The following is a 22,180-nucleotide window of genomic DNA, read 5'->3' as shown; positions in this document are numbered from 1 at the left end:
CGGACGCTGTGATGGATAAGGTTTTGCCCAATGACCAGCAGGCACAGCTTGCCGGGCTCTATCGGGCGATGGCGCCGGAGGGGCTGACGCCGCTGTGGGAAGCGCTCGCCGCGCTGGTGCCGCCTCAGCCAAGCTCGCCCGCGCTCCCGAACGCCTGGTCCTATGCCACGGCGCGCGACTTTCTCATGCGCGCGGGCGATCTGATCAGCGCCGCCCAGGCGGAGCGGCGGGTGCTGATCCTCGAGAATCCCGGTCTGGCGGGCCAATCCTCGATCACGCCCAGCCTCTATGCCGGGCTCCAGCTGATCCTGCCGGGTGAGGTCGCCCCGTGCCATCGGCACACGCAATGTGCGTTGCGCTTCGTGATGGAAGGCGAGGGGGCCTATACCACGGTCGACGGCGAAAAGGCAGTGATGCATCCCTTCGATCTCGTGCTCACCCCGGGCGGGCAGTGGCACGATCACGGCAATCCGACCGCCGAACCGATGATCTGGCTCGACGGGCTCGACATCCCGACGGTGCGTCATTTCGACGCGGGCTTTGCGGAGCGGCTCGACGTCGACGTGCATCCCGAAACCGCGGCGCCCGGCAGTACGCTCGCGCAATATGGGCGAAATCTCCGCCCGTTCCCGGGCAGCGCGGCCGATCGACGCCCGGCGCACCAGCCGCTGTTCCATTATCCCTACGCGGATTGGCGCGCCTCGCTCGACCAGATGGCGGCGCAGGCAGCCATCGATCCCTGGCTCGGCCATGCGCTGGAGTTCGTGAATCCGGCTGATGGCGGGCCGGTGATGCCGACCGTCGCGGCGCATGTCCGGCTGCTCCCGGCCGGCTTCGCGACGAAGCCGCGCCGCTCCACCGACGGCACCGTATTCGTCGTCGTCGAGGGTAGCGGGGAGGCGATGATCGGCGACCGGGCGCTCGCGCTCTCGGCGCGCGACATCTTCGTGGTGCCCTCGTGGCACGCCTTGAGGCTGCGTGCGGACACGCGGCTGGTCCTGTTCGGCTATTCGGACAAGGCGGCGCAGCAGAAGCTCAATCTGTTCAGGGAGGAACGCGTGTGAGCGACCTGTTTCAGCCGCAGCCGCCGGTCTATGCCGCAACCAGCGATGACAACCGCTTCCCGGTACGCCGGCTGTTCTGCATCGGCCGCAACTATGCTGCGCACGCGCGCGAAATGGGCCGCGATCCGGATCGCGAGCCGCCCTTCTTCTTCACCAAATGGGCCGAGACGGTCGTGCTCGGCGGTGCCACGATCGCCTATCCGCCCGAGACCGCCAACTTCCATTATGAAGCCGAGCTGGTCGTCGCGATCGGCAAGGGCGGGCGCAACATCCCGGCGAGGGAGGCGGAGCGCCATGTCTATGGCTTTGCCGCCGGCCTCGACATGACACGCCGCGACCTCCAGCTCGATGCGCGGGAGAAAGGGCGTCCGTGGGATACCGGAAAGAATGTCGAGCAATCCTCGCCGCTCGGCCTCATCCATCCGATCACCGAAACCGGCCCGCTGACACGTGGCGCGATCCGCCTCACGGTGAACGGGTCGACGAAGCAGGAGGCCGATCTCGCCGAGCTGATCTGGCCGGTCGATGAGGTCATCGCCTATGTGTCGCGCTTCTACCGGCTGGAGGCGGGGGATCTCATCTATACCGGCACTCCCGCGGGCGTAGGCGCGGTGGCGGAGGGGGACAGGATCGTCGTCACGATCGACGGCCTCACCCCGTGCGAGATTCTCGTCGGTCCACCCGCGGCGGAATGAAGGCGATGCGGCTCCACGGTTATTTCCGTTCCACTGCATCCTATCGGGTGCGGATCGCGCTGAACCTGAAGGGGCTTCGCTACGACCAGCTGTCCCATCACCTGCGCAAGGGCGAGCAACGCGCGCCTGCGTACCTCGCGCTCAACCCGCAGGGGCTGGTGCCGGCGCTCGAGCTGGACGACGGAAGGGTACTGACCCAGTCGCTCGCGATCTGCGAGTATCTCGACGAAATCCACCCGGAGCCTGCGCTGCTGCCCACCGATTCCATCACGCGGGCACATATAAGAGCGTTCGCACAGCTGATCGCGTGCGACGTACATCCGGTCCAGAATCTGAAGATACTCAACCGGCTGTGCACGCTCGGAATTGGCGAGGACCGGATCGACGGCTGGGCTCGAACCGCGATCGAGGAGGGCCTGGCGGCATGCGACGTGCTGATCGCCGACACGGCGGGCCGATACTGCTTCGGCGACGCGGTAACCCTCGCCGACATCTGCCTCGTGCCGCAACTGGTCAACGCGCGGCGCTTCGGCGTGGATCTGCGGTGGCCGCGGCTGCTCGCGATCGAAGCCGCATGTCTCTCGCTTCCAGCCTTCGCCGACGCTGCACCGGAGAGACAGGAGGACGCAGAGTGATTGCATGCAGCGAAGCGCGGAAGGAGAAGCTGGTGCCCCGAATTCGAAGTTTGTTCCGGACGACGGCGCTTTCGGCGATGATCGGCCTCGCGATGGCGCCGTTCAGCGCCGCGGACGCGCGCGACGGCGGTGGTGCGACGCCGCCGCAGGCGCGTGCATCGACGCGCGCCGAGCGAAGGCCGAACATCCTCCTGATCATGGCCGACGACCTGGCCCCGCGGCTGGGAAGCTATGGCGCGCCCGTGCGCACCCCCAATATCGACCGGCTGGCCAGGCAGGGCGTCAGCTTCGATCGCGCCTATTCGCAATTTCCGTGGTGCGCGCCGAGCCGTGCCTCGATGCTGACCGGAACGCGGCCGAACACCACGCGCGTCGCCGACCTCAACACGCCGTTCCGCGCGGCGCTCCCCGACATCCTGACGCTGCCACAATACTTCAAGTCCAACGGCTATTTCTCCGGGCGCGTGGGCAAGATCTTTCACCAGGGTGTGCCCGCCGGCATCGGTGAGGCCGGTCCTGACGACACCCGATCCTGGGACAAGGTCGTCGATCCGCGCGGGCGCGATCGCGACGCCGAGAACGGCCGGCTGGTCGATCTCACTCCTGGCATCCCCTACGGCTCGGCGATGGCATATCTCGCCGACGAGGGCGAGGACGGCGAGCAGACCGACGGCAAGGTCGCCACCGCGGCGATCGAAATGCTCGAGGCGAACCGCGACAAGCCCTTTTTCATCGGGGTCGGCTTCTATCGCCCGCACGTGCCCGAAGTGGCGCCGAAGAAATATTTCGACCTATACCCGCTCGACAAGATCGCGATCGAGCAGCAGACGCCCGAGATGCTGGCGCGCGTGCTGCCGGCGAGCAAGGCGTGGGCGCCGGACAATTTCGCGATGACGCCCGATCAGCAGCGGCAGATGATCCGCGCTTATTATGCGGCGACGAGCTATATGGATGCCCAGGTCGGGCGTGTGCTCGACGCGCTGGAGCAACTCGGTCTCGCCGACGACACCATCGTCATTTTCACCAGCGATCATGGCTTCATGCTCGGCGAGCACGGCCAGTGGATGAAGAACATCTTGTGGGAGCCGTCGGCGCGGGTGCCGCTGGTCATTCGCGTGCCGGGTGCTCGCAAGTCGGCGGGCAAGCGCTCGCCGCGCACGGTGGAGCTGCTCGATATCTACCCGACATTGCTCGATCTTGCGGGGCTCCCCGGCTATGCCCGCAACGAGGGCAAGAGCCTTGCGCCGCTGCTCGCGCGCCCCGCGGATCGGGGCTGGACCAAGCCGGCGCTGTCGCAGGTGCGCGGCGGGCGCAGCGTTCGCACCGAACGCTGGCGCTATACCGAATGGGAAGGCGGCAAGCAGGGGCGCGAGCTCTACGATCACGCCAGCGATCCCCGCGAGCTCCGCAATCTCGCCGATGACCCGCGCCAGGCGGTCACCATCGCCTCGCTGCGCAGAATGCTTCCTGCTGGCCCCGTCGAAGCGCGGCCCAAGCCGGTTCGCTACGATGCGATCCATGACTGCACCTATTTTCCAGCCCAGCCGGCCAAGGCACCCGGTGCGCCCGGCGGCGACGGACTGGCCGGTTTGACACGATGCGAGGAACTCGATCCATGAGCACTCGGCGGCGGACATTCAGGATCCGAGCAACATTGTGCTCGGCCGCGGCGATCGCGGGTGCGTTCACCATGCCCCTGGCATTTGCGCAGCAGCGCGACCGCGCGGCAGCGCCGCGGGTAGTTGCGGCTCCGGCCCGCACCGATCCGCGTCCCAATATCATCCTCATTCTCGCCGACGACATGGGCGTCGAGACCGTCAATGCCTATGGCGGCGAATATTTCACTCCCAATCTCGATCGCATGGCGAAGCAGGGGCTGCGCTTCGACAATGCGCACGCCATGCCCTTGTGCTCGCCCTCGCGCACCCGCCTGATGACCGGGGTCGAGAATCACCGGAATTATGAGGCGTTCGCTTATCTGGCGCCCGGCCAGGTCACGTTCGGCAATGTCCTCAGGGACGCCGGCTACGCGACCGGGATCGTCGGCAAATGGCAGCTTTCCGGCAACGGGTTCGACGGGCGAAAGGGTATCACGCCCGAGCAGGCCGGATTCGAGGAAAGCGCGCTGTGGCAGCTCAAAGCGCTCGATGCGAAAGGCTCGCGCTATTGGGGGCCGACCCGCGTGGTCAATGGCAAGACCCGGATCGACGAGGAGGGCTTCGGCCCCGATCGCGATCAGGCGTTCGCGCTCGACTTCATCGAGCGGCACAGGGACCGTCCGTTCTTCCTCTATTATCCGATGGTCCTGGTCCATGATCCGTTCGTCCCGACGCCGGATTCGATGTCGAGCAAAAGCGAGAAGGACCGCTTCGCCGGCATGATGACCTATATGGACACGCAGGTCGGCGCATTGCTCGCCAGGCTCGAGGCGCTGGGGCTGGACGAGAATACGATCGTCGTCTTCACCGCCGACAACGGCACCAATCGCAAGATCACCAGCACGCGCAACGGCACCGAGGTGCGGGGCGGAAAGGGACTGCCCACCCTCACGGGCACGCATGTGCCGATGATCGTGCGCGCGCCGGGCCGGGTTGCGGCGGGCAGCATTACCCCCGCTCTGTTCGACTTTCTCGATTTCGTCCCGACCTTCGCGGAGTTCGCGGGCGCGAAGCTGAAACCGGGCGCCGTCGACGGCGTGAGCCAGGCGGCGGTGATCGCGGGCAAAGCGTCGGGCGTCCGCGACTCGATCTTCATGCATTATGACCCGCGCTGGCTGGCGCGCCCTGCGCGCTTCGTGTTCGATGCGACGCGCAAGCTCTATGGCGACGGACGCTTCGTCGCGCTCGATCCGGCGAGCGGCGTGGAGACCGAGATTTCCCCCGAACGGATGACGGCGGCGGATCGCGAGCGCCGCACGGCCTTCGAGAAGATCCTGCACGAGACGCCGAACGTCCCGTTCAGCAAGGAACGCTTCCCGATGTGCGTCGGCCGGCCCTCGCGCGATCCCAAACTTCCCGCGATCGAGGCGGGGTGCGGCCCCGCCTCGAGTGCCATTGGAGAGGATTCCTGACCGGCACGGGCCCGGCTCGAACGATCAGGTGAGTTGGAGAATTGTGATGTCCCGTTTTCGCGCCAGTCTGTTATGCGCTGCCATCGGCCTGGCGGGTGCCGCCGCGCCGCTGCTGGCGCAAGAGACGTCCAGGCCCGCTCCGGCAAGGGCCGCGACGTCCGCCGCCGCCAAGCCAAAGAACGTCATCTTCGTGATCGTCGATGATTTGCGCTACGACGGCATGGGTTTCCTCCAACCGCAGCTCCGCACGCCCAATATCGATCGCATGGCGCGCGAAGGGAGCTATTTTCCGAATGCCGTAGTCACTTCCTCGCTCTGCTCGCCGAGCCGCGCCACGATCCTGACCGGCGAGACGGCGCGTAACCACCGCATCGTCGACAACAACAATTCGTCCGAGGCCGGGCTGACCTATTTCCCGGCGCTGCTGCAAAAGGCCGGTTACCAGACGTCGTTCATCGGCAAATGGCATATGGGGAGCGACAATGACGATCCCCGGCCGGGCTTCGACAAATGGGTGAGCTTTCGCGGGCAGGGTGCCTATTATCCGACGACCGGCATTCCGGCATCGGCCGCGGCCGCCGGCAAGCGCAACATGCTGAACGTCGACGGGCGCGAGGTTCCGCAGCGGGGCTATATCACCGACGAGCTGACCGACTATGCGATGAACTGGCTGGACAAGGAGCGCGACAAGTCGAAGCCCTTCTTCCTCTATCTCAGCCACAAGGCGGTGCATTCCGATCCGCTGCCCGCACCGCGGCATCGCGGCCAGTATGACAAGGTGACGTTCAAGATCCCCGACACCGCCGCCGACACGCCGGAGAACCGGCGCGGCAAGCCGATGTGGGTCTACAACCAGCGCAATACCTGGCACGGCATCGATTTCTTCTACAACTCCGACATGAAGATGACGGAGTATCTGCGCTATTATTATTCGACCTTGTCGGCGGTGGACGACAGTCTGGGGCGGATCTTCGACTATCTGCGCCAGCACAAGCTCGACCGCGATACGATGGTCGTCTTCACCTCCGACAATGGCTTCCTGATCGGCGATCACGGGCTGATCGACAAGCGCAACGCCTATCAGGGCTCGGTCCGCGTGCCGCTGCTCGTGTGGCAGCCCGGCAGCGTGGCGGCGGGGGCGACCAACCCCGGGCGAATCCGCAATCTCGATTATGCCCCGACCTTCCTCGACCTCGCCGGGGTCGAGCGTCCCGCCAATTTCGAAGGCAAGAGTGCGTTGCCGCTGATCACCGGCCGCATCGCGGCGAAGGACTGGGCGCCGCAGGACTTCGTCTATGAATATTATTGGGAGTGGAGCTTTCCGATGACGCCGGGGACCTTCGCGATCCAGCGCGGCGACATGAAATATATCCAATATTACGGCATCTACGACACCGACGAACTATACGACCTCGCGCGCGATCCCGACGAGCGCAATAACCTGATCAACGACCCCGCGTACCTTCAGGCCAAGATCGATCTGCGCAAGGCCCTGTTCGCGCAGCTCGCCGATCGCGAGGGGCGGCATGCGATTCCCTATGGGGAGCGCCGGGCGATCGGCAGCGTCCGCCGCAGCCGCACCGGACCCGGCGCCGCGCAATTCCCCGACGAATGGCTGGTCGAGCCCAATCGTGCCGATCGGCTCGACGACATCCTGCCCGACAGCCCGGCCAAGCAGAAAGCCAAAGCGGAGGGGCGCCCGTTCGCGCCGGTGGCGCGGCTCGGGCAAGAGAAGCTGGACGAGCAATGAGTGGCCGGATCAATCGCCGCGGGATGATCGGCCTCGCCGCCGCAGCGACCGTCGCCGCGCGCACCGCGTCGGCGGCCACCGCGGGACGGCCGAACATCCTGTGGCTGGTCAGCGAGGACAACAATCCGTTCGCCGGCGCCTATGGCGACCGGCTGGCGCATACGCCGACGATCGACGCGCTGGCGCGCAAGGGCGTGCTCTATCGCAACGTCTATTCGAACGCTCCCGTCTGCGCGCCCTCGCGCTTCGCTATCCTGACGGGCATCTATCCCGAAAGCTGCGCGCCCGCGAACCAGATGCGGGCCAACGCAAAGCTACCGCCCGAATTCCGTACCTATCCCGAGTTGATGCGCGCGGCGGGCTATTTCTGCACCAATGCCAGCAAGACCGATTACAATTGCGACGTCGATCCAGCGAAGATCTGGGACGTGCAGGGCGCTGAGGGTCATTGGCGCAAGCGGCCGGCGGGCAAGCCGTTCATGGCGGTGTTCAACTACGAGACCACGCATGAATCGCAATTGTTCACGCCGACGCCCGGGCGCGTGACGCCGGAGATGATCGTGCTTCCGCCGTTCCTGCCGGACACAACCGGCATCCGCCGGGATTTCGCGAGCTATCACAACTTGATGGAGAAGATGGACGGGCAACTCGCCGCCCGGCTCGCCGAGCTCGAGGCCGACGGCCTCGCTGACGACACCATCGTTTTCCATTATTCCGACAATGGCGGCGTCCTGCCGCGCTCGAAGCGCTATTGCTACGACGAAGGGCTGCGGTGCGAGCTGGTCATCTATGTCCCGCCCAAATGGCGCCACTTGATGCCCGTGGGCCCCGGCAAGGTGATCGACAGCCCGGTCACGTTCATCGATCTCGCCCCCACATTGCTTTCGATCGCCGGCGCCGCGCAGCCGCCGCAGATGCCTGGCCGCCCGTTGCTGGGCAAGCGCGTCGGCGCGCCGCAGCGCTGGGCGTTCGGCATGCGCAACCGCATGGACGAGCGCATCGATTTCTCGCGCACCGTCACCGACGGCCGCTGGCGCTATATCCGCAACTACATGCCGCACCGCCCCTGGGGGCAACACCAGGCCTATGAATGGCAGGCGCAGGGTTATCAGGACTGGGAGACGGCGTATCGTGCCGGCACGCTCGATGCCGTGCAGCGCCGCTTCTTCGAACCCAAGCCGTTCGAGGAGCTTTACGATCTGCGCGGCGATCCGCACCAGATCGCCAACCGGGCGGGCGATCCGGCCGCGGTGCGCATGCTCAAGTCGATGCGGGATGCGCTCGATGCACACATGGTCGCGATCCACGACAATGGCTTCCTGCCCGAAGGCATGGCGGGGGAGGGCTATGTCGAAAGCCGCAATCCTGCCGTCTATCCGCTGAAATCGGTGATGCGGCTGGCGGGCGCGGCTGCAAGCCGGGATCCCGGCCGGCTGACGATGCTGCGCGAGCATTTGGCGAGTCCGGTCCCGGTTCTTCGCTACTGGGCGGCGACCGGTATGCTGGTCCTAGGCGAAGCCGCGCGAAGCGAGCTGACAGCGTTGCGATCGATCATGCGCCGCGACGACGCCCCCAATGTCCGGATCGTCGCCGCGGAAGCCGTGGCCCGGCTCGGCGAGGCCGAAGGAGTCCATGCTCTTGCCGGCATCCTAGACGCGGCGCCGTCGTGGCAGATCCAGCTTTCGGCGATCAACGCGCTCACCTTTGTCGGCGAAGCGTCGCGTGCCGTACTCGATTCCGTGCGCCGCGCGGCCCGGGGCGATGACGATTATGCGCGCCTCGCCGGGCGGTATCTCGAGGCAGTGCTCACCGGCACCTACACGCCCGCCACGGCGATCTTCGAGCTGGATCGACTGCGCAAGCGTCTCGGCACGCCTGGCAGCGCTGCGCCTACGAAGAATTGATTGGAGACCGACGGATGATCGCGAATGCTCCCCAAGATGCGGGCCGGGCGCTGAGCCGGCGCAGCGCATGCCTGGCGCTGGCCGGGCTCGGCGCGATGGCGCTGACCGGCGCGGCCCATGCCGGACCCAAGCGGGACTCTCGCCCGAACATCGTGGTGATCGTGCTCGACGATGTCGGCTTCTCGGACCTAGGCGCCTTCGGATCCGAGATCCGCACGCCGGCGATCGACCAGCTTGCCCGCGACGGGGTGCGCTACAACCGTTTCGACAGCAAGGCGGTTTGCACCCCGACGCGTGCCGCGCTGCTCACCGGGCGCAATCCACAGACGGTGCGGATGGCCGACCTTCCGGCGGCGAAGGTCGATCCCTCCGATCTGACGCGTGACCGGGGCGAGCTGCCCCGGAATGCCCAGACCATCGCCCAGGTGCTGCAGCGTTCGGGATACCGGACATACGGGTTCGGCAAATGGCATCTGGCTCCGGAGGACGAGGACGGATCGCCCGGGCGCAACGCTTCGTGGCCGCTGCAAAGGGGCTTCGGAAGCTTCTATGGCTTCTTCCTCGGCTGGACCGATCAATACCGGCCCGCGCTGATCGAGGGGAACCGGACGATTCCCACGCCGACCAGCCCGGGATATCATTTCTCGGTCGACATCACCGACCGGGCAATCGCCGCGATGCAGCCGTCGGGCGGCGATGCCGCGCCCAGATTCATCTATCTCGCTTATGGCGCGGGCCACTCTCCGATCCAGGTGCCGAAAAGCTATATCGATGCCTATCGCGGCGTTTACGAGAAGGGCTGGGAAGCGCTGCGCGGCGAGCGGCTTGCGCGCATGAAGCGCATCGGCATCGTTCCCGCGAATACCGCGCTGGCGCCGCGCAGCCCGTCCGACCGGCTATGGGAGGATCTCAGCGCAGCCGAGAAGGCTGTGTTCGCCCGGTTCATGGCGACTTATGCCGGGTTCCTGACCCATACCGACGAGCAGATCGGCCGGTTGGTCGCGCACCTCAAGGCGACCGGGCAATATGACAACACGCTGTTCGTGCTGTTGTCCGACAATGGCGCTGCGTCGGAGGCGGGGCAGAAGGGCTTTTTCGAGAAACTGTACCGCCCCAACACGCTGACGCCCGAGCAGATGCTGGCGCGCCTCGACGAACTCGGCACGGGCAAGACCCAGGCGGAATATCCGCGCCCCTGGGCGATGGCCAGCGTCACGCCGTTCCGCCGGTACAAGGTCTGGCCCTATCTCGGCGGCGTGCGCACGCCGCTAATCGTGACCTGGCCGCGCGTCATTCGCGACGGGGGCGCGATCCGTCGCCAATATGTCGACACGGTCGATATCGCTCCCACGCTGGCGGAGGTCGGCGGTGCCCGCTTTCCGCGCAAGTTGAACGGAGTCGCGGAGATTCCCGTGGCCGGCAAGTCGATCCTACCGACCCTACGCTCCGCCACGGCGCCGGCTGCGCGCACGGTCCAGTATTTCGAGCTCCGCGGCAATCGCGCGATCACGCAGGGCAAGTGGCGGGGCGTGGCGATTCATGCGCCGGGGACTGACTTCGCCGGCGATCGCTGGCAGTTGTTCGACACCGAAGCCGACTTCTCCGAGGCGACGGACCTCGCCGAGCTCCATCCCGCCAAGCTCGAGGAGCTGAAGCGGCTCTGGTGGCGCGAGGCGCGCAAGTACAGCACGCCGGCGCTTGCCGAAATGCCGGAGCGCTTCCGTTCGCGCGAACGTTTCGACGACAGCCCGGATCGTGCCGGCCCCGCGACGCCGGCGAGCAACTGACTTTTGGTTGCAGTGACCGCCAAGAGACCGCAATGAACCATGCTGTGAATTCCGCCACTCCAGACGATACCAGGCTCGTTGGCATGCGGCGCGTCGAGGGCGGCCGCTTTCGCATGGGTTCGGAGCGTTTCTATCCCGAGGAGGCGCCGGTTCGCATGGTCCGGGTCGACCCGTTCTGGCTCGATGAGACACCCGTGACGAACGCGCAGTTCGCGCGCTTCGTCGAGGCTACGGGACACGTCACCTTCGCCGAGATTGCGCCGGACCCTGCCGATTATCCGGGGCTGGACCCGGCGTTCGCGCTCGCGGGCTCGCTGGTCTTCCAGAAGACTGCCGGGCCGGTCGATATGGATGATTTCTCCCGGTGGTGGGCCTTTCGCGTCGGTGCCGAATGGCGCCATCCTATGGGTCCGGACAGTTCGATCGAAGGGCTGGAGGATCATCCGGTGGTCCATGTCGCGTATTCGGACGCGGAGGCCTATGCGCGCTGGGCGGGCAAGGCGCTTCCGACCGAGGCGGAATGGGAGTTCGCCGCGCGCGGCGGTACCGACACGGAATATGCATGGGGGGACGAACTCGCGCCCGGCGGCGCGATGCTGGCCAATTACTGGCAAGGCCTTTTCCCCTTTGCGAACACGCTGCTCGATGGGTTCGAGGGGACCTCGCCGGTTCGGCACTATCCGCCCAATGGTTTCGGCTTGCACGATATGATCGGCAACGTCTGGGAATGGACGTCGGACTGGTTCTCCGTGCCCGGCGCCGGCGATCGCAAAGTGGCGAAGAAGAAGCCGGGCGCATGTTGTGCCATCCCAAATCCGCGGGGTGGGCGCGAGCGCGATAGCTACGACCCCTGCACCCCCCAGGTGCGCGTCCCGCGCAAGGTGTTGAAGGGCGGGTCGCATCTGTGTGCCGAGAATTACTGCCAGCGCTACAGGCCGGCGGCCCGTCATCCCCAAGCTGTGGATTCGTCCACCACGCATATCGGCTTCCGCTGCGTCATTCGAGCCTGACCGGCGCGCGTCCGGCCTTCGCCGTTCGCGTCTCTGCCTCTCATGCCCCCGCCTGCCGCCGGGACGGTCGAAGCACGTCGGCAAAACAGCGCATGCCGAAAGTCCCGCGCTGTCGACCCTTGTGATTGTCGCTTGACAGCATTCCTGGCACTCGTCAGTTTAGCGTTAAATCAAATGGTCGGCAGGTGACGATTCGCCTTCCGTCCAGGCCAGCAGAGCCGCGTGAAAGCAATCAATTCGGGGAGGTTTCCATGAACCGTGCAATCCAGTTCCACACCCTTGTCTCCGCGCTTGCGCTATCCTTTTCATTGACGGCGGCGGCGCACGCGCAGGATGCCGGGCCCGTATCGGAGACGCAGGCCCCGGCGACCGACGTCGTGGACACCGGCGAGATCATCGTGACTGCGCAGAAGCGGGCAGAGCGCCTGCTCGACGTGCCGCTGGCGGTCACCGCCGTCACTGCGGAGGCGCTCGCTGATCGTCAGATCGTCGACACGAGCTCGCTCGTCCAGGCAGTTCCGTCGCTCAGCTTCCAGCAGGGCGCCAACCCGACGAACACCAGCTTCCGCATTCGCGGTATCGGCACGTCGCTCTTCGGGCAGGGAACCGAATCCTCGGTCTCTACGGTAGTCGACGGCGTCGTCGCCGTGCGCCAGGCGCAGGGTTTCTCCGACCTCGCCGATATCGAACGCGTCGAAGTGCTGCGCGGCCCGCAGGGAACGTTGTTCGGCAAGAATGCTTCGGCGGGCGTGATCAGCGTGACCACCGCGCGGCCGACGAGCGACTTCACGGCGCGTGGCGATTTCACCATTGCCGAGCATGACGAATACCGGGCGCGCGGCACCGTTTCCGGTCCGCTGTCCAGCACGCTGCGCGCGCGCGTCACGGGTTATTATAATGACGTGCGCGGCGTCACCCGTAACATCGGCACCAATCGCTGGGTCAACGGCTCGCGCGGCTGGGGGGTGCGCGGCAAGCTCGAATGGGACGCGACCGAGCGGCTGAACTTGCTGCTGAGCGCCGAGTATCGAAAGACCGACGCCGATTGCTGCGGCTCGACGATGATGAGCATCGTCAATCCTGTGCTCCAGAAGCTGGTCGGCCCGATCCGGGCCTCGCGCGAAAACCGGACGGTCAACGAGGACGCCGATACCTACGCCAACACCAACCAGCAGACCTACTCGCTACAGGCCGACTGGGATCTGGGTTCGGCGACGGTCACTTCGATCACTGCGTTCCAGAAGTACCATCTCGACGTCAATCAACCGATCGACCGCATCAATGCACCGGCTCCGTTATTCGTGGGCGCGGGGGCTGCCTATGCCTGGTGGAACCAGAACCATGGCGTCGCGAATATCCAAGGCCTCAGCCAGGAATTGCGGATCGCGAACAACGGCAGCAGCGACTTCAACTATGTCGCCGGCATTTTCTACATGCACAGCTATATCGAGCGGCCGTTCGATCGTCGCCGCGCGCGTTGCACCGCGGGCACGATCGGCATGCCCTGCGCCGCTGCGAATATCGTCTATCAGTCTTCCGCCAGCGAGATCCATCTTTCGCAGGACAGCATCGCCGCGTTCGGCCAGTTCGACTACAACATCGTCGGTGGGCTGAAGGCTATCGGCGGCCTGCGCGTCCAGTATGAGAAGGGCTTCAACCGCGGCTACCGCGTCGCCCCGATCGTGACGGGCGACGTGATCTTCCCCGCCAATCCGCCCGTCAGCGGTGAATTCCGTGCCGATGACATCGCGGTGACCGGCAAAGCGGGTCTCCAGTATGAATTCAGTCGCAACGCCCAGCTCTACGGCACCTATACCCGCGGCTATAAGGGCCTCGGCTACGAGATGGAGATCTCCGCCGATCTCGCCAACCAGAAGGCGCTCGAGCCCGAGCATGTGAACGCCTATGAGCTGGGCTTCAAAGGCCGTACGTCCGACGGATCGTTCACCGTTTCGGCCGCTGCCTTCCTCGCCGACTACACCAACCTGCAGGTTCAGGCGAACCGCTCGGATCCGGTGACCGGGGTCGTGCAGTTCGTCTCGACCAACGCGGGGAAATCGCAGACCAAGGGTTTCGAGATCGAAGCGACGTTGCGCCCGACGGAAGGCTTCACGGTCAACACGGCAGTGACCTATGCGCACTCGACAATCGATATCGACGGCCTGAATTGCCCCCTGCAGCTCCAGGCCGCTGCGCCGGTAATGACGGGCGCTCCGATCAACGTCTGCTACCGTCCGGCTGTCGGCGCTACCCCGCAGCAGAACCTTCGTGGGAAGCCTCTGGCGGCGAGTCCCGAGTGGCGCGTCAGCGTCTCCCCGCGCTACGAAACGGATATCAGCTCCAGCCTCGGGGCGTTCGGGCAGTTCTCGATCAATTATACGAGCGAGCAGCAGTTCGCGGTGGAACAGGATCCGCTGCTATGGCAGCCGGCATATGTGCTGGTCGATGCCAGCATCGGCCTCAAGACCATCGACGATCGCTACAGCCTCACCCTGTTCGTCAAGAATCTGTTCGACGAAAATTATCTGACGAGCATCGCGCATAATTCGCTGCTGGCGACCACTGCGAACCCCTACGATCTGGTCGGAACCTACAACAAGGACTCAAGTCGCTATTTCGGCGCAACCTTCGGATTGAAGTTCTGAGCTTTTGCGACGGTCGGCATCTTCCGGTGCCGACCTTCATCCTTCACCGCGTTGACGGCGAGTCAGCGTGAGGCAGCTCCATCTATGTCGACGGCAGGCCAATCGCGACACTGCGCTGTCGGGTTATGATTACGGCTATAACCGCCTTTCGCCCCAATCGACGAACGGTAGCGTGTTCTACGAGAAGTCCGGCCTGGCGGCCGGGTTTCGTGCAGTTGGCATTCGGATTATTGTCGTGCCTGCCGTTCGGACTAGGCGCGTCCGCGAAACCGGTCGGCCAACGGCCGGCTCGATTCCAACCTGGGTTATGATGTGACGCTGAACTTCCAGCTGTATGTCCAGGGGCGTCAACGGTACCAACGTACAGGTCGTCGAGTGGTCGGCCATCGAGGAATGCTTCTTGATGTTTCAAGACACCGGCACGCTACAGCGCGTTTCGTTTGAACAGACCTCTGGTTTTGGGCGGCGCGGCGCAATTGACGGTAGATCCGCATTCGCCACGCCTGCAAAAACTCTCTTGCGCTCAGATGACCCGCATTCCGAGCTCGTCGACTAACTGGCAAAGACGAGGCAGCATCCCGTCGGCCCACATATATCGTTCGGCCCATGACCAGCGGGCTACTCTGTGGACGGAAGCTGTGGAATGCGATTCCACCAGCTTCTGCACCTTGGGCGCCGCCGCGCCGCGCGATCGCCGCATGATCGAAGCGGGAACGAGATTCGGCGACAGTCACTCCGCGCAGCACAGCGCGGGGTAGAGAAAAGGCCACAGGCCAGCGCGGTCGCAAAGGACTGTGAAGGCCGACCAGTCGAAGCTCTCTCGCGGCCACGGTGCTTACGAATTACCAAACCGATTTCATATTGCCGCTGAAGAGTCAGGCTCGCGAAAGAACAGCTCGCATGCACCAGAGGTGTGCCAGGAGTAGCGGTGGGGAAAAGATGCCGCCGGCACCGGAAATGCGCCATTTTTGGAGGGAAACGGTTGGAATGAGCATGTCGATGTCGACCATATGCGAGCCGCCGGCGAGCTTTCGGGTGACGCCTTCGTGCAGATCGATCGACCAGGGATCGTCGCGATGGATAAAAGTCAGCGTGACGGGTCGGGTCGCGGCTGCGGGCATCGTCCAACTGCGCTGGACCGATAATTGAGCAAAACTTCTTCTCCTTTCCGAAGTCGGCATGCGCATATACTTACGAACGGCTTAAACTTCACTACGACGAGTTTTGTTAATCCATATCGCTATCTGTCATGATCGTCATTCGGTAATCCAAAATCGGAACGCCATCCGATAGCCTTCATTCCTCTCTCGTAATAGTGCTTCCATATATGGGCCGAGGTAATCGCAGGAAAGAAATCATGTCCTATCTGGCGGGCGACGGCGTGCCATCCTTGTGACCACACCAATCGTTCTCTAAGTGAAATACGATGAATCGCCTGTATTGTGGCGGGCGTGAATTCGAGTAGATAATTGCGAACGGATTTGGGTGACGCTGCGGCGCTAACTTCAAGAACGTTCTTCGGTATTGTATTCGGGGCGAGCCTATCGGTAAAAAAAAGTGCCGGAAATACTATGCCCAGCGCCCCCGCGCGCTGCGCCTGATCGACGAACGCATCCCATTGCAGCGCGCCGGACACAACGTCGCGCCGAATGATCATTGCCATCTCGATCATACGCAACGGGGTCAGGCTATCCAGCGGACAGCTGGCATGAGTTGCGACGTGAAGCAGAAGGAGCGGCTGACGGAGCGCAAAGCCCATAGGGCCGGCCGGCCACGCCGATCTTCTCGAAGGCTGGTCTACGAGATCCAGGCGGGCAGCGGAGACCGTGGGTCTAGGCTGATAGTCGAGCGAATGGTGTAGATCCACGGTCCACAGATCATCTGCGTGAGTCAGCAACAGCGACGATGGCTCCATTCTCCCGCCGGGAGCGGCCCAGCTCGTCTCCCGGTTTGACTTATATGTGCGGATAAATCCCCCCTCCTGGAGGAGCATGTTGGCAGCATCGGCGTCGCCGGCCCCAACCAACAGGTCAATGTCGCTCGACGGTCGGGTCGACGGATCAGGAAAATAGGCGAAAGCGGTGTGCATGCCCTTGAGGACCGTGGCGCCAATTCCGCGTCGATCGAAGGCATGAAGCACTTCGATCGCCCGGCTTCGCATCCGTTCCATCCGCAGACGATTGTGCCGCAAGTGCAGATCAAAGACGCCTGCGATTTCAGCGGATGCCTGGACTCGACCCTCGCCGATCCACCAACCGAGCAATGGTCCGATGCCAGCGGTGTACGCCGCGAGGCTCATCGCGACTGTATCTCCATCATTCAGCACAATGTCCGACTTCTCGTGGGTCAGAACCTCGCCCGCAACGCGCGTCAACACTTCGCGAGCCCGGCGGCACCGCTCAGTCGAAATATCGGGCCACAGCCATCGCGGACATCCTTGCGATCGCGCCCAGTCGACCCGGCGCCGAAACTCCTCGGGCGAGATGTCAAATGTCGAGAGCGCGAGCGCAGTCACCGGTTCTTGCTCCTTGCTCGTCATCGGGGGAGAGGCGGATTGCATCCCCGATGATTGGCACGCTCGGGCCGCCCGTGCGCACCGCTTCATTGAAACGCCGGTCGATATCGATGACCGGCAGGGAAGAGGGAACATTCATGCGTGAACCTCATATGTCTGATGGGTAGCGTGATCCCGTTCCTCGATCCGGGGAGGATGCTGCTGCGACAGACGGATCAGTCGCCCACACAAGGCGAACGCCTCCGGTCGGTGCGCGACGATGACGATCGTCGGGCGCGGGTTCAGGCCGGCGAGCATCGTCAGAATGCCCCTCTCGCTATCGGCATCGAGCGCGTTGAGCGCTTCGTCGAGCAGCAGGAGCCGAGGCCGCCGTAACAGCGCGCGAGCCAGGCCGACGCGCTGACGTTCCCCCCCTGAGATCATCGCGCCGCGCTCGCCGAGCGGTGCATCGATGCCCCCCACGCGCTGGAGCAGCGCGGCGACGCCGACGAGGTGCAAGGCCTCCACCATGTCGGGCGTGCTGGCATCGCTGGACCAGGACAGGCTCTCGCGGAGTGTCCGGCCGCTGAGGACAGGATCCTGGCCGACATAAGCGAGGTCGTTAGCGAAGCGCGTCGGGTCCGTATCGCCGTGTCGTATCTGGCCCGCATCGGGAACAAGAGTCCCCGCCATCAGGTCGAGAAGCGAGGTTTTGCCGACGCCCGAGGGGCCCGCGATTCCGACCATGGCGCCGGGCGGAATATGGATCGAAAAGTCGCGCAAGATATCGCGTTCACCTCGGGAGGCGGAAACGTTTTCGAACGACAGGCCTGCGGTTTCGAATGGCGTTGCGGCAGATGCGGCGCGTGCTGGGGCGGGGGGCAACATCTCCTCGAGCGCTCGCAGCCGCTCATAAGAGGGCAGGCTATGTACCAATTGCTGAAGCCCGCGCTGCACCTCGCTCAAGGGCCCGCTCATCCGGCTCAACATCAGCAGCACCACGAGAAGGCTCGTCGCGGGAAAGCCGATTGCCACGCCCGTACCGACGAGCGCGATCGCGGCGATCGCCGTCAGACTGACGCTCATCTCCCTGGCCCGCGCGTGAACCGAAGCGAAGGCGACGCGATCCGCGATCGCGGCGTCGGACAGAAGGCGCTGCTGCTCGAGCCAGGCCTGGCCGGTTCGCTCGGCGGCGACCATCTTCAGGCTGGCGAGAAAATCGATCGCATTCTCGGTCATGCCGAAATGGCGATATGTGATGCTCTCGCCGAGGCGTCGTATTCGGCCGAGCATCCGTCGCATCGGGAGATAGGTGAGACCGATGATCGTGAAGGCTATCAGCGCGGCGAGGGGCGCCACCGCCAGCGCCATCAACGCCATCCCTATCGCGATCACGGTGGCGGTTATTGCGGCCATCAGCGAATTCGCGGCGATACCGACCTGATGGATCTCTACGCTCAATGCCTGGACGATACGGGCATGCGACAGTTCCGCGATCTGGGCCCATGCTGCCCGCGTCAGTCGGTCGGCGAGGCGCAGTCGCGCCGCCTCGACGAAACCGACCTGAAGCCGGCTGGTCAGCCGTTCCCGCGCCAGCACAATGATGGCGCGAAGCGCGACGAGCAGTGCGAACAGGGCCAATATCGAAGGTAGGGAAGTTCCGCGCGGAAGCATCGGCAAGGGACTGGCCACCCCACCGGCCGGCGTGAACATACCGAAGATCGCCGGAGCCAGTAGCAGGATCCCGATGCCCTCTGCCAAGGTCCCCGTCGCCATCAACCCGATTGCGACGAGCAGACGGGTTCCGCCGAACGCGGCGAAATCGCGAGCGAGATTCGCCAACGTGAGGCCCGAGGATTTCATGCCGCTTTCCTTGCGTGGATGGCGCGCGCATAAAGATCGAGGAACGCTGAGGCAGTGAAGTCCGCATCCTCCACCAGCGCACGCGCCTGCGCTGCGTTGGCCAGTCGCAGGCGAAACTCTTCATCACCGGCAAGCCGGAGAATCGCGGCGGCCAGCGCACCCGCGTCGCGGCTCGGCACCGCGATCGCCGCCTCGGGAGCATATTCCGCAACGTGGCCAACCGCGGTTCCCACCGTAGGCACTCCGGTGATTGCGGCTTCCAGCATCGCGATCGGCGCGCCCTCGCTGAGAGAGCTGACGACCATCAGGTCCGCCTGGTCGACCCAGTCCCGCAATCTTGCCTGGGGCTGGAATCCCGGTAGCCGTACGCGATCTTCCAGTTCCAATGCGGATACCGCCGCATGGATCTCTCCGCCGAGCGTGTCCTCGCCGACGATGTCGAGGGTGAAGGGCAGGCATGCCTCGCGTAACTGCGCAGCGGCTGCGAGCAGGGTCGACTGATCCTTGACGCGATTGAGACTGGCGATCTGCAGGAGCCGGAGGGGTTGGGTGGGATCGCGGCGCCGGGGCGGAGCGGCGGGCCAGCGATCGAGCGCGACCCCCAGGGGCACGCGGAGTGCGTCGACACCGACCGAGCGGGCATAGTCGCGCATGGTCTCGCTCGGCACGGTGACGAAAGTCGCAGCCCGAAGCGACAGCGCGGTGATGGCGCGCGACTTGAGGGTCAGATGGCCCCCATAATGGATTTCGGGCAGGCGCACGACGTCGCCGCCCGGCAGTGTCAGCACCATCGGAATATCCGCCAGCGCCCGTCCGCCGCCGCCCACCAGCCCGGAGATGCCCGCCCAGAAGGCGTGGACGATATCGAACGGCTTCGCGCGATGCAGCGCCAGGAGCTTGGCGACGCCGCGCAGCGACCGCGGCCGCGACCCGATATTGTGGACGTCGGCATCGAGGAGCCGCCATCGGTCGGGGCGCGGTTCCTGTTGCAGCGCGATGACCTGCACGTCGTGCCCGGTGCGGGTCAGTCGCTCGATCAGCCAGAGCATGCACGGAATGACTCGGTGGCTGCCCGTGCGATCGACCCCGCCCGGCGTGATCAGCGCAATCCTCATTGCGCTCTCCGCGCGACGACGGCTTCGTAGATGTCGACGAGTCGGCGACCAACGACTGGGAGGGCGAGATGCGTGTCGAAGTGCCGGCGAACTGCGGCGCGGCCCTGCTCGCCCGGCCGGGGCGCCAGCGATACCAGCGCTTCGGCGAAGGCTGACGCATCGCCGGGTGCCGCGAAACGGCTATCGGCCAGATCGCCGACCAGCGCGCGAAACGGCGCGATGTCGCTGACGACCGACGGCAGGCCGCAAGCCAGCGCCTCGATCAGCGCATAGCCCGATCCCTCGCGGTGGCTGGTGGCGAGAAGGAGATCGCATGCCCGGCAGAGCTGCTCGACCTGCATATGCGGCACGCGTCCGAGCAAATGTACATGGCTGGCCAGCGCAGGATCGCTCGCGAGGCGCCGTTCGAGCGCGGGAAGCAGCGCATCCGAGCCGTGGACGCACCAGAGCTCCGCCCCCGGCAGGCGCTCGCTCGCCAGGCGGAAGGCTTCGATTGCGGTCAGGGGATCCTTGTTTGCGTCCAGCCGTCCGATCCAGAGGATCGCCGGATCGCCGTGCACCCCGGTTCGCGCCCGCGCCTCGGCCCGATCGCCCGGTTCGAAGTCGCTGGAGCTTTCCGGCACGGCAAAGATCGGCGCTTGTGCCGGCAATTGGCGTGCGGCGATGAATGGCTCGGCCTGCGCCTCGGCGGTGAACAGCGCGGCCGCGGCACGCGCGTGCCCCCATTGGCGCAACCGCGCGAGCCGTGGTCGGGCGGCGTTGCTGGCGTGGTCCTGCACCAGCAACGGCGGCACGAGGGTAGACAGTAATCGGGCATGCAACGGGAAATCGAGACCGTTGAGATGGACGATGTCGGGTGTCACCTCCTGCACTGCGCGTCGCAAACGCCAGGGCGCAAGCGCACGCCCGGCCGCGACGGGAATGAAATGGTAGCGCACGCCGCGCCGCGTAAACCTGGCCTCGGTATGGCTCGCCTGTACAACCACGACATCGACACCCGCGCTTGCCGTGGCTTCGGCGATCGCCGGCAAGGTCTGCCAGGCCGCCAGCAGCGCTTCCGGCTCGCGCCGCTGGGGGTCGAGGACGCAGTTCACCTGGGCGATGCGCAGCGTCACGAGGCGGCATGCTCGATCAGCCGGGGCAGGTTCGCCGCGAGCAGCGCTATCGCCTCTTTCGGCTCCTCGCCGAGCGTCAGGCGCCATGCCCCGTGCAACGTGATCCGGCGCAGGCCGGCGGCGATGTCCGCCGCGAGCAGATCGAACCCCGGCTCGAGCGGACCGAGCGCCGCGCGTGCCGCCGCGGGATCCAGCGGCTCCAGCGATACGCGCTCTCCGCGATGGAGCACGCACAGGGCTGCGGCGTCCGCTGTGACGGGGTGCGGGGGCGCCGGCACGGCAATGGCGCGCTTGCGCTTGCCGTTGCGGAGACGGATCGGCGCGTCCTCTTGCTGGTGTGCGTCTTCGGGGAACAGATGCACCGGGCGGGGGATGCCCCAGACGCGGAACTTGCGCTGGGTCTCGACATAGACGGTGTCGTCGGAAAGCAGCGGAAAGCCCGCCATGTGCGCGGCCAGCGCGAGGCAGCTCTTTCCCGAACCGCTGCGCCCGGCGAGCAGGATCGCCGTCGACCCCGCGACGAAGGCAGAGGCATGGATCGGCGTGCGTCCATTGCGCGTGAGCAACCACAGGATCAGGCAATCGAGCACTTGTTCGCGCAGTTCCGGATCGTTGAACGCATCCGGATCGGCGACGCGACACCAGGCCTGGCCGCGCCCGGCATCGGCGCGCGCATCGATGTTCCCGCGGATCGAAAGCCCGAGCCCGTCGGTCTCCACCACCGGTCCGCCGCCGTAGACTGGAACCGGACCCACTTTCAGCCACAGGTCCAGCACCGGCCCATGCGCGTCGACCGGGGCCTCCCAGCCGCGACATGCCGCTGCGACTGCTTCGATCAATCGCGGGTGGCTGGCCTTGACGCGGAGCGTCACGCCGAGCGGCGAGAAATAGGCGAAGGCACAGTCGCCTGTCGGCAGCTTGCCCCTTGCTGTTTCCGTCCCAATTTCCGCGCTCATAGCTTGCGCCCCGCTTGCTCCACTTCTTGAGTGGGTGCGACGCGCGCGAAGGTTCAAAGCGGCTTCGCCGCTTCCTT

Annotated in this window: 16 protein-coding genes; 10 read left to right on the top strand and 6 right to left on the bottom strand. The window is 65.3% G+C overall.

Annotated elements, in window-relative coordinates:
* Nucleotides 1-11 precede the first annotated feature (11 nt).
* The 10 genes from gtdA to BR78_RS0107305 all read left to right on the top strand — a co-directional run bounded on the left by gtdA (nucleotide 12) and on the right by BR78_RS0107305 (nucleotide 14,560).
* Nucleotides 12-1,064: a gentisate 1,2-dioxygenase gene (gene gtdA, locus BR78_RS0107350; RefSeq protein WP_029935913.1), complete on the top strand. Its 1,053-nt coding sequence runs from the start codon at nucleotides 12-14 to the stop codon at nucleotides 1,062-1,064.
* Entirely contained in the window at nucleotides 1,061-1,759 is a 699-nt protein-coding gene (locus tag BR78_RS0107345) for a fumarylacetoacetate hydrolase family protein (protein ID WP_029935910.1), read from the top strand. Before gtdA ends, BR78_RS0107345 begins: the two co-directional genes overlap by 4 nt.
* On the top strand, nucleotides 1,756-2,394 hold the full coding sequence (gene maiA / locus BR78_RS0107340) for a maleylacetoacetate isomerase (RefSeq protein ID WP_443027669.1): 639 nt from the start codon (nucleotides 1,756-1,758) through the stop codon (nucleotides 2,392-2,394). Before BR78_RS0107345 ends, maiA begins: the two co-directional genes overlap by 4 nt.
* A gap of 32 nt (nucleotides 2,395-2,426) precedes the next feature.
* Nucleotides 2,427-4,013: a sulfatase gene (locus tag BR78_RS0107335; RefSeq protein ID WP_269320202.1), complete on the top strand. Its 1,587-nt coding sequence runs from the start codon at nucleotides 2,427-2,429 to the stop codon at nucleotides 4,011-4,013.
* A gap of 71 nt (nucleotides 4,014-4,084) precedes the next feature.
* Nucleotides 4,085-5,464: a sulfatase-like hydrolase/transferase gene (locus BR78_RS0107330; RefSeq protein ID WP_197021296.1), complete on the top strand. Its 1,380-nt coding sequence runs from the start codon at nucleotides 4,085-4,087 to the stop codon at nucleotides 5,462-5,464.
* Nucleotides 5,465-5,510: 46 nt separating this feature from the next.
* Nucleotides 5,511-7,214 carry a sulfatase family protein gene (locus tag BR78_RS0107325; protein WP_051683223.1) on the top strand — a complete coding sequence of 568 codons (1,704 nt, stop codon included), beginning with the start codon at nucleotides 5,511-5,513 and terminating at the stop codon, nucleotides 7,212-7,214.
* Nucleotides 7,211-9,118: a sulfatase-like hydrolase/transferase gene (locus BR78_RS0107320; protein ID WP_029935897.1), complete on the top strand. Its 1,908-nt coding sequence runs from the start codon at nucleotides 7,211-7,213 to the stop codon at nucleotides 9,116-9,118. Before BR78_RS0107325 ends, BR78_RS0107320 begins: the two co-directional genes overlap by 4 nt.
* A 14-nt stretch (nucleotides 9,119-9,132) precedes the next feature.
* Nucleotides 9,133-10,905, top strand: a complete 1,773-nt coding sequence (locus BR78_RS0107315) for an arylsulfatase (protein WP_051683222.1) — start codon at nucleotides 9,133-9,135, stop codon at nucleotides 10,903-10,905.
* Between the two features lie 83 nt (nucleotides 10,906-10,988).
* Nucleotides 10,989-11,915, top strand: coding sequence for a formylglycine-generating enzyme family protein (locus tag BR78_RS0107310; protein WP_029935895.1), 927 nt, complete (start codon nucleotides 10,989-10,991; stop codon nucleotides 11,913-11,915).
* 251 nt (nucleotides 11,916-12,166) lie between these two features.
* A complete protein-coding gene (locus BR78_RS0107305) occupies nucleotides 12,167-14,560 on the top strand; it encodes a TonB-dependent receptor (protein ID WP_029935893.1) in 2,394 nt (797 codons plus the stop codon).
* Nucleotides 14,561-15,435: 875 nt separating this feature from the next.
* On the opposite strand, the gene BR78_RS21640 is transcribed toward BR78_RS0107305, so the two are convergent.
* From BR78_RS21640 to BR78_RS21950, 6 genes are all read right to left on the bottom strand, one after another.
* Complete coding sequence (locus BR78_RS21640; RefSeq protein WP_231478182.1) at nucleotides 15,436-15,747, bottom strand: hypothetical protein; 312 nt, start codon at nucleotides 15,745-15,747, stop codon at nucleotides 15,436-15,438.
* Nucleotides 15,748-15,800: 53 nt separating this feature from the next.
* Complete coding sequence (locus BR78_RS0107290) at nucleotides 15,801-17,099, bottom strand: nucleotidyltransferase family protein (RefSeq protein WP_029935890.1); 1,299 nt, start codon at nucleotides 17,097-17,099, stop codon at nucleotides 15,801-15,803.
* 111 nt (nucleotides 17,100-17,210) lie between these two features.
* Nucleotides 17,211-18,917 (bottom strand): ATP-binding cassette domain-containing protein, encoded by a 1,707-nt coding sequence (locus tag BR78_RS0107285; RefSeq protein ID WP_029935889.1) that lies wholly within the window; start codon nucleotides 18,915-18,917, stop codon nucleotides 17,211-17,213.
* Entirely contained in the window at nucleotides 18,914-20,032 is a 1,119-nt protein-coding gene (locus tag BR78_RS0107280; RefSeq protein ID WP_029935886.1) for a glycosyltransferase family 4 protein, read from the bottom strand. The genes BR78_RS0107285 and BR78_RS0107280 overlap by 4 nt, the downstream gene beginning before the upstream one ends.
* Complete coding sequence (locus BR78_RS21955) at nucleotides 20,029-21,147, bottom strand: glycosyltransferase family 4 protein (RefSeq protein WP_029935881.1); 1,119 nt, start codon at nucleotides 21,145-21,147, stop codon at nucleotides 20,029-20,031. The genes BR78_RS0107280 and BR78_RS21955 overlap by 4 nt, the downstream gene beginning before the upstream one ends.
* Nucleotides 21,144-22,103 (bottom strand): hypothetical protein, encoded by a 960-nt coding sequence (locus tag BR78_RS21950; RefSeq protein WP_029935878.1) that lies wholly within the window; start codon nucleotides 22,101-22,103, stop codon nucleotides 21,144-21,146. The genes BR78_RS21955 and BR78_RS21950 overlap by 4 nt, the downstream gene beginning before the upstream one ends.
* Nucleotides 22,104-22,180 lie beyond the last annotated feature (77 nt).

The sequence above is a fragment of the Sphingomonas sp. UNC305MFCol5.2 genome, from assembly GCF_000712135.1.
GTDB lineage: Bacteria > Pseudomonadota > Alphaproteobacteria > Sphingomonadales > Sphingomonadaceae > Sphingomonas.
The sequence above is the reverse complement of the archived record's forward strand: the minus strand, read 5'-3'. Positions and strand labels throughout refer to the sequence as shown.